This is a genomic window from Undibacterium sp. Xuan67W (assembly GCF_049340165.1).
GTDB lineage: Bacteria > Pseudomonadota > Gammaproteobacteria > Burkholderiales > Burkholderiaceae_D > Undibacterium.
Genome location: NZ_JBMPPN010000046.1, coordinates 1 through 2,976, shown reverse-complemented (window position 1 = coordinate 2,976; position 2,976 = coordinate 1). Strand labels below are relative to the sequence as shown.

The 2,976-nt window shown below is 42.8% G+C and carries 2 protein-coding genes and 2 pseudogenes; 1 reads left to right on the top strand and 3 read right to left on the bottom strand.

Features of this window, described 5'->3' with window-relative positions; genetic code table 11:
- Positions 1–126: 126 nt before the first annotated feature.
- Positions 127–1,029, bottom strand: a pseudogene (locus ACO0LE_RS20095) (MFS transporter); the annotation flags it as partial.
- A gap of 206 nt (positions 1,030–1,235) precedes the next feature.
- On the opposite strand from ACO0LE_RS20095, the pseudogene ACO0LE_RS20090 reads away from it, so the two are divergent.
- Positions 1,236–1,685: pseudogene (locus tag ACO0LE_RS20090) on the top strand (arylamine N-acetyltransferase).
- A gap of 180 nt (positions 1,686–1,865) precedes the next feature.
- Here the strand turns inward: ACO0LE_RS20090 and ACO0LE_RS20085 are convergent.
- Both ACO0LE_RS20085 and ACO0LE_RS20080 read right to left on the bottom strand, forming a co-directional pair.
- Positions 1,866–2,360, bottom strand: a complete 495-nt coding sequence (locus ACO0LE_RS20085; RefSeq protein WP_422962102.1) for a hypothetical protein — start codon at positions 2,358–2,360, stop codon at positions 1,866–1,868.
- A gap of 93 nt (positions 2,361–2,453) precedes the next feature.
- Positions 2,454–2,660: a hypothetical protein gene (locus ACO0LE_RS20080; RefSeq protein ID WP_422962101.1), complete on the bottom strand. Its 207-nt coding sequence runs from the start codon at positions 2,658–2,660 to the stop codon at positions 2,454–2,456.
- Positions 2,661–2,976: the final 316 nt, after the last annotated feature.

Genomic DNA, 2,976 nt, shown 5'->3' with positions numbered 1-2,976 from the left:
TCGGCCTGCTTGAGGATGGCGATGATCTGACTGTCGGTGTAACGGGAAGGCTTCATGCAGAACTTTCAAAAATCATATTTAGAAAATTCTACTCATTTCAACGCTTGTTTGCAGGGGGGATTACCACCCCAATCCTATCTGATACAACAGCGGCAGCAAAAATGGCAAACCGCCCAATCCCAGTCGCGTAATAAAACCGCCGACTACCGAGACACGGAAGGTCCTTATCTGAAATAAATTCAGGCGCAATAAAGGAAAAGGAATTTGTCGCGAGTGCCAGCCATATGCCGCCAGCAAGCTGAGAGATAAAGCAAACAACACCATCGTTGACGTCACATCAATCGTATGTTCACCAAAAATTTCAAGCAACCACGATAGCAGCGCTGTGCCAGTGCCAAACAGCACCAGGCCAATCACATCAAGCGGTCTTGGTTTGTCGCCGTAATAATCCGGCATATGACGATGAATCAGATATTGCGCTGCTAGACCGACCGGTACATTGATAAAGAAGATTACCCGCCATGACATCCAGTGCACGATCAGACCACCGATAGTCGGACCCAATAAAGGACCGATCAGCGCGGGGATAATCACAAAGTTCATTGCCATCAGCAATTCTGATTTGGCAAATGTACGGATGATCGTCAGTCTCCCCACTGGCATCATCATCGCAGCCCCCATTCCCTGCAAGATGCGTGAGGCGATCAGCATTGGCAAGTTCAGAGACAAACCACATAGCACAGACGACAAAGTAAAAATCGCCACGGCAATACTGAATACTCGCCGTGTACCATAGCGATCAGCAATCCAGCCGCTAATCGGGATGCCGACAGCCAAGCTCAGGATATAACTCGTGACCACAGCCTTCAGGCTCAGCGGTGACACCTGCAAACTCGCCGCCATTGACGGTACTGCAGTATTAATAATCGTCGAGTCAAGCTGCTCCATAAACAGCGCCGTCGCAACGACCCAGGGTAAATAGCGTTTGACAGTAGCGGCGTGATCCGTTGTTTCTGATATGGATGACATGGTGCGATGAGAAAGCGTGGCACAAGGAAGCGATGATAGCACCCGGTAGAGAGATGAGTTACTCTGGTGCTGATGTCATCTAAATCATTATGCTAAACAGTGCAGAACACATCAGGGCTCATCATGATGAACCCTACAGACAATAAGAAACACATTCTCATGCTGAACGACGAACAACTAAAAAACTAAAAAACCGTCTGCATAGATTGCACTACCAGAATGATCCCGCTCCATCGAAAGAGACACTTTTTACGATAAGTCGCGCACATCTTCCCCACATCCCGTTTGAAGATCTCGATGTCCCATATGTTCGGTCAATCTCATTGCAGCCTGGTGACATAACGCATAAGTTGTTGACGGAGCAACCAAGTAGATTTTGCTATAAATTGAATTACTAACTGCCACTTCTCTTATCCACGCTTGGTTTTACATGCCACCTGCTATCCGAATGTGTACACAATAGTAATACCTACTGCTTATCATTCGATTATAGGCTATTGCTATTGGTTTACGATGAAAGTAAATGGATCAGGGACGTAGGATTTAGTGATTGTTTTAGGACTCCGCTGGTAATAAATGCGACGCAAAATAATCGATATTCTGAACTTGGAGGGGCCGAAAAAGTTAGGGGCGCAGCATCGACTTATAAAGACTGACGACAATTACTATGTTCTGAGAGGTGAGCAGGCGAATCAGATTGGCGGGCGCAATATCAATCTTCATTAAAAGAAAGTATCTAGCTTTATTGACTTCTTTTCGATTAGTTGAGATTTAGGGCTTAGGGCTACATCAGGAAATGTTTCAAATGTAAGTCCTGCCCCCTTTTACATGCCTAGTTAATTACTCTGACGATATTTTAGATAATTTAATAAGGGCAAAAAAGAGTAAGCTAGAAAAAAGATTTTCATTACATGAAATATTGCAGCCATGATATCTGACTCGGTACTTAATAATCCAATCTTTGCGGTTAGAATGAACATTGCCCCAGTTGAAATATAATCAAGCCAAACAATATATGGCGCAACACAGACTGTTAAATTCGTTCGAGAATCGAGTTCTATCATTTTTCGACCAAAGTTAAGTCTGCAAAATACATAAATCAATTCTAGAGCACTGATAACAGTATAAATTGAATCAAAGTTGCTATTAGCAGAGTTTTGTATTAAAAATAATAATATTGTTGAAATGATGCTATTTGCAATCACGTACAATGGTAAAAAACGGCGGTAATGGCTCCATTCTATTGCCGAAATTTTACGATATTTCTTGCTTACAATTAACGGGAAAAATGAATTAATACCTACTTCGTTTTGAGATGATAATAAGAGCATACAATTCCCATTGGTTATTTCAAATATTTTCTACAATGCTATTCTCAATATGAGGGTTTCAAAACGTCTGAGACCCTCACATTTTTAATTCAATTAATTGCCAGTCAGATATGCAAGCCCTGCACCTGCAGCGACAATGCCAGCACCCAGACCTAAAAACGCACCAACAGCTTGACCGCCAGGAATCAATTCAGCAACTACAGCTGCACCCCATAATATGCCACTTACCGCGCTCATTCCTTCAGAAGCTTTGGCACCGCTAACTTCATCAATTTCCAACATGCTTAATTCTTGCATCATTTGTAAATTCCTAGAAAAGTTTTAATAAACATCGCGAATTAAATTAAAAATACCGAAACAGTATCGCTACGGCAATAAAAGTATTGCAAAAGAAAGCTGTTTCCGTCAAGATATTATTTTACATTTTTTAACAAATATTATTTTGCCCGATTCCCACACCCCGCCACCAGACCCCGCTACCCACTCAACTACCGTTCGCCCATTATTCCGCCAACAAGCCATAGACCACATCAGCACTCGCCAATACGGAACCGTATTGCTGACGTCTGCCACCAGTCACCGTTGGCTAACCGCTTGGTTTGTTGGACTGATTTTT